The sequence below is a fragment of the Aeromonas sp. A35_P genome, from assembly GCF_002259925.1.
Classification (GTDB): domain Bacteria; phylum Pseudomonadota; class Gammaproteobacteria; order Enterobacterales; family Aeromonadaceae; genus Aeromonas; species Aeromonas dhakensis.
On the sequence record NZ_NEVB01000113.1, the window covers coordinates 1 to 5,617 of the forward strand.

Annotated in this window: 3 protein-coding genes; 2 read left to right on the forward strand and 1 reads right to left on the reverse strand. The window is 60.0% G+C overall.

Annotation, left to right across the window (positions count from 1 at the left end; translation table 11 throughout):
- The first annotated feature begins 176 nt into the window (after positions 1-176).
- Positions 177-1,475: a serine/threonine transporter gene (locus CAK78_RS08525; protein WP_017782660.1), complete on the forward strand. Its 1,299-nt coding sequence runs from the start codon at positions 177-179 to the stop codon at positions 1,473-1,475.
- Between the two features lie 441 nt (positions 1,476-1,916).
- Here the strand turns inward: CAK78_RS08525 and sstT are convergent, their stop codons facing one another.
- Positions 1,917-3,167, reverse strand: coding sequence for a serine/threonine transporter SstT (gene sstT, locus CAK78_RS08530; RefSeq protein WP_094697002.1), 1,251 nt, complete (start codon positions 3,165-3,167; stop codon positions 1,917-1,919).
- A gap of 339 nt (positions 3,168-3,506) precedes the next feature.
- Here sstT and CAK78_RS08535 point away from each other — a divergent pair, with 339 nt between their 5' ends.
- The gene (locus tag CAK78_RS08535; RefSeq protein WP_094697003.1) at positions 3,507-5,435 is read left to right on the forward strand and encodes a RecQ family ATP-dependent DNA helicase; all 1,929 of its coding nucleotides are present in this window, start codon (positions 3,507-3,509) and stop codon (positions 5,433-5,435) included.
- The last annotated feature ends 182 nt before the right edge of the window (positions 5,436-5,617 follow it).

The window sequence follows — 5,617 nt, forward strand, 5'->3', positions numbered from 1 at the left end:
CACTAAAATAACGTGGTGTTTTATAAAAAATAATTGATTAATTCTTCTTTCGATCACATTTCCATAAAAGAGTGCGGTTTTCAGTCCTATAAAGGTGAATTTGATCAACATTTTTGATTAAAAAACCCGTATCCTTGCGCCGAATCTATAAAAACCACAATTCAGGGGTGAGACACATGTCTAATACTGTCACCGGCGCACAGGATGTTGCGACCTCACAGGAGCAAGGAACCCGCTCAGTCCAATCGCGTGGTTGGACCAAACAAGACACTCGCTGGGTAATCAGCCTGTTCGGCACCGCCGTCGGCGCCGGCATCCTGTTCCTGCCCATCAACGCCGGCATGGGCGGCTTCTGGCCGCTGGTGGTCATGGCGCTGCTGGTCGGCCCCATGACCTATCTGGCGCACCGCGGCCTCGCCCGCTTCGTGCTCTCGTCAAGCAAACCCAATGCAGACATCACGGAAGTGGTGGAAGAGCACTTCGGCGTGGGTGCCGGCAAATTAATCACCCTGCTCTACTTCTTTGCCATCTACCCCATCGTGCTGATCTACGGGGTGGGCATCACCAATACCGTGGAAAGCTTCATGGTCAACCAGCTGCAGATGACGGCGCCGCCGCGCTGGATCCTCTCCATCGTGCTGATCATGGGCATGATGTCGGTGATGCTGGCTGGCGAGAAGCTGATGCTCAAAGTGACCGAGTTCCTGGTCTACCCGCTCATCGCCATCCTGGTGGGGATCTCCTTCTACCTGATCCCGGACTGGACCGGTGCCGCCCTCTCCCAGGTGCCGTCTGGCAAGGACTTTGCCATCACCCTGTGGCTGACCATCCCGGTGCTGGTGTTCTCCTTCAACCACAGCCCGGCGATCTCCAGCTTCTCCCTGGCCCAGCGCCGCGATCACGGCGAGCAGGCGGTCGAGAAGTCTGACGCCATCCTCAAGCGCACCGCGACCATCCTGCTCGGTTTCGTGATGTTCTTCGTCTTCTCCTGCGTGATGAGTCTGACCCCGGCACAGCTGGCCGAAGCCAAGTCCCAGAACATTGCCGTGCTCTCCTACCTGGCCAACCAGCACTCAAGCCCCATCATCTCCTACTTCGGTCCGCTGGTGGCGTTCGTGGCCATCGTCTCCTCCTTCTTCGGCCACTACCTGGGTGCCCGTGAAGGCCTGAAGGGGATGATCGTCCAGAACCTGCGCAAGTCCGGCAAGGAGCCGAACCACAAGAAGGTCGAGATCTTCATCATCGCCTTCTTCATCCTGACCCTGTGGGGCACCGCGGTGATCAACCCCTCCATCCTCGGCATGATCGAGTCGATGGGCGGCCCCATCATCGCCACCATCCTGTTCATCATGCCGATGTACGCCATCAAGCGCGTGCCGGCCATGGCGAAGTATCAGGGCCACATCAGCAACGTCTTCGTGGCCCTGATGGGGATGACTGCCATCTCCGCCATCCTCTACCAGCTGATCGGCTAACGCGGTCAGAGACCAGCAACAATGCCAGCCGGGTAACCGGCTGGCATTTTTTTATGGTGCAGGGCCGATTGCAGATCTTCGCGAGGCAAAAAGAGAGGGACCCTTGAGAGCGAGTTGGCTGGCAAGCCACAACAACCCGGTCATGCCTGCCCACGTTTTCGCTCTAACGATCCACCCTGCTCGGGTTGGTGTATCGAGCCACCGTCAAGTCGATCAACTCCTGCCCGCATAATCCAATACGGCAAGGCCTTCCCTCTTCCACGCTCGCACAGCCCCTCCATCCCGACTCAGTGATATCTGCCGGGTTTCAGGTCGTGAAACCTTCTTCTCTGTTTGCCGGGAGGGTTGCCAGGAGTCACGACAGCTACCCGCCCCATCCGAACAGCAATAAAAAACGCCCTCGAATGAGGGCGTTGTCGTTGTGATGCGAAGATACGGCTATCAGGCTTCGCTGTTTGGCACCGGCGAGATGTCCAGCAGGGTCTCATCTTCCGCCATGCAGGCCGCGGCGGTGAACAGCACGTCGGTAGAGCTGTTGAGGGCCGTCTCTGCGGAGTCCTGCAGCACGCCGATGATAAAGCCGACCGCCACCACCTGCATGGCGATGTCGTTGCTGATGCCAAACAGGCTGCACGCCAGCGGGATCAGCAGCAGGGAGCCACCGGCCACACCGGAGGCGCCGCAGGCACTGACGGTCGCAACCACGGAGAGCAGAATGGCCGTCGCCGGATCCACGTCCATCCCCAGGGTGTGGACCGCCGCCATGGAGAGCACGGTAATGGTGATGGCCGCACCTGCCATGTTGATGGTGGCCCCCAGCGGGATGGAGACCGCGTAGGTATCCTCCGGCAGACGCAGTTTTTCACACAGCGTCATGTTGACCGGGATGTTGGCGGCGGAGCTGCGGGTGAAGAAGGCGGTGACGCCACTCTCTTTCAGGCAGGTCAGCACCAGCGGATAGGGGTTGCGGCGGATCTTCCAGAACACGATGAGCGGGTTGACCACGAAGGCGATGAACAGCATGCAACCGATCAGCACCACCAGCAGTTGGGCATAGCCAAACAGGGCCTCAAAACCGGTTTCAGCCAGGGTGGAGGCTACCAGACCCAGAATACCGAGCGGTGCGCAGCGGATCACCGCTTTCACAATGGTGGAGACGCCGTGGGACAAGTCCGTGATCAGGGTCTTGGTACCTTCGCTGGCGTGGCGCATGGCGATGCCAAGGCCGATGGCCCAGGCCAGAATGCCGATGTAGTTGGCGTCCAGCAGCGCCTTGACCGGGTTGGTCACCACGTTGAACAGCAGGGTCTGTAGCACCTCGGTGATGCCGCCGGGCGGGGTGATCTCGGCACTGTTCGCCACCAGGTGCAGGTTGGTGGGGAACAGGAAGCTTGCAACCACGGCCACCGCAGCCGCCAGGAAAGTTCCCAGCAGATAGAGCAGCAGGATCGGCTTCATGTTGGTTTTTTGACCCTGCTTGTGGCCGATGATCGCCGCCATCACCAGTACGAAGACCAGCAGCGGCGCCACCGCCTTCAAGGCGCCGACGAACAGGCTGCCGAGCAGACCCGCCGCTTTGGCCCATTCCGGCATGAACATGGCAAGGAGGATACCGAAGACCAGACCGACCAGGATCTGGCTAACCAGGCTGGTGCTGTTGACCAGTCTTATGAGGGGGTGTTGTTGTGTCATCAAATAGTCCCTGAGCACCTAAGTGCGTGAATCATTAGTCCTGTTGGCAACCGCTACACCAGGCGACACCCATGTCACGGGCTGGCGTCGTCTGCCCCGGCAAGCCTTCTGTCGAGCCTGTCCGGAAACACACGGGGTTGCGGACAAGGAATATCCCATCTGCAGCCGCTTTTTTCCACAGAATCACTGAAAAATATCCGCTTCGCCTCACAAAAAATCTACAACACCGAAATAACACAATATCAACAACGCTCAAATGGATGCCATTTTTCCCCCCGATTGGCCGCCAACCTCCACCCGGCGGTGGTATCATGACGGTTTTGCCGCGGAGCCTTTGCCATGATCTCATCCCTGTTGACCCGTCACTTTGGCTTCGATCGGTTGAGACCGGGACAGGAAGAGGTGATCAGCCGGCTGTTGGCGGGCAAGAACGCCGCCGCCATCTTCCCCACCGGCTCCGGCAAATCCCTCTGCTATCAGTTGCCAGCACTGGCCCTGCCCCATCTGACCCTGGTTATCTCCCCCCTGATCGCACTGATGCACGATCAGCTCGCCTTTTTGCGCAGCAAGGGGATCGCCGCCGCCACCCTCGACTCCAGCCTGACAGCGGAGGAGAGCCGCCGGGTGATGCAGCAGGCCAACGACGGCCAGCTCAAGATCCTGATGATCTCGGTGGAGCGCCTCAAGAACGAGCGCTTTCGTCGCTTCATCCAGCAGGTGCCGCTGTCAATGCTGGTGGTGGACGAGGCCCACTGCATTTCGGAATGGGGCCACAACTTTCGCCCCGACTACCTCAAGCTGCCGGACTATCGCCGCGAGCTGGCCATTCCCCAGGTATTGCTGCTGACAGCCACCGCCACCCCGGCCGTGATGGCCGACATGCAGGCCAAATTCGACATCGAGGATGACGGGCTCATCGTCACCGGCTTTTATCGCGCCAACCTGGACCTGGCCGTCGTCCCCCTGTCCGCCGAGGCGCGCGATGGCTGGCTGCATGGGGAACTGGCGCGCGATCCCGCCGCCCCCACCATCATCTACGTCACCCTGCAGCACACCGCCGAAGCCTGTGCCGCCCAGTTGCAGCAGCGCGGGATCAGGGCCCGTGCCTATCATGCCGGGCTCGACGCCGCCTTGCGCAGCCAGATCCAGCACGATTTCATGACCGGCAAGCTGGATTGCATCGTGGCCACCATCGCCTTTGGCATGGGCATCGACAAGGCCGATATTCGCCGGGTGATCCATTACGATCTGCCCAAGTCCATCGAAAACTACAGCCAGGAGATAGGCCGTGCCGGCCGCGATGGCCAGCCTTCCCGCTGCATCGTGCTGGCCAATCGCAGCCAGTTGCCGGTGCTGGAGAATTTCGTCTATGGCGACACTCCGGATCGCTCGGCCATCGTCGCGCTGCTCGAGATCCTGCTGCAAAGCGGTAGCGAGTGGGAATTCAGCCTGCTGCGTCTGTCCAATGAGACCAACATCCGCCAACTGCCGCTCAAGACCCTACTGGTCTATCTGGAGATGGCGGGCATCATAGCCCCGGCCTACAGCTACTTTGCCGAGTACCGTTTCAAGTTCGTGCTGGAAAAAGCGGAGATCCTGGCCCGCTTCAACCCCGAACGCCGCCTGTTCCTGGAGCAGCTGTTTGCCTGCGCCCCACAGGCCCGCAGCTGGTGCACCATGGACTTCGATGCGCTCTGGCAAGGCTATCAAGGGGAGCGGCACCGCGCGGCGGCGGCCTTGGACTACCTGCAGCAGCAGGGCTGGATCGAGCTGGAAAGCAAGCAGATGACCGAGGTTTACCGGGTGCTGCGCCAGGAGATTGACGTGACTACCCTGGCCGATGAGCTGCATGACTTGTTTGAAAAGAAGGAACACAGCGAGCTGGCGCGTCTGCAGGCACTGCTGGCCTTTTTTACCTCCCGCCAATGCCTGAGCCATGAACTGGCACGCTACTTTGCCGATCAGGCTGCGCCCACTCATTGCGGGCACTGCTCTGTCTGTCGGGGCGAGGTGGCAGAGCTCCCTCCCTTGCCTGGCCGGACACTCCCCAATGAACAGGGGCTAAAAGCCTGGTGCGATCCCCTGGTGGCCCTGTGTCACACCCGGCATCCGCGCGTCCTGACCCGCTTTCTGTGCGGCATCGCCACGCCGCTCACCACCCGGGTCAAGGCGAAAAGCCTGGCCGGATTTGGCCAGCTGGCATCCCACCCCTTCGCCGACGTCCTGGCGGCGGTTTCCCGCATTTATCCGCGCCACCACGATCACTAGCTCACCAGACAGGTCCGATTGCGCTGAAAAAATAAGACCCTCGCATTTGCGAGGGTCAAGCCAACGGAAACGTGCTTAAACAGAGCTTTGTATCGGCAACCAGCCACTCTCTTGCTAAAGCGCTGACTGCCCGACACAGGGCCAATCTAGAGCAGTCGCAATGTAGCGTCAATGTAAAAATT

Bases quoted from the DNA above. Each gene is read 5' to 3' on its own strand.
- CAK78_RS08535 (WP_094697003.1), top strand. From the start codon at position 3,507: ATGATCTCATCCCTGTTGACCCGTCACTTTGGCTTCGATCGGTTGAGA.
- CAK78_RS08525 (WP_017782660.1), top strand. From the start codon at position 177: ATGTCTAATACTGTCACCGGCGCACAGGATGTTGCGACCTCACAGGAG.
- sstT (WP_094697002.1), bottom strand. From the start codon at position 3,167: ATGACACAACAACACCCCCTCATAAGACTGGTCAACAGCACCAGCCTG.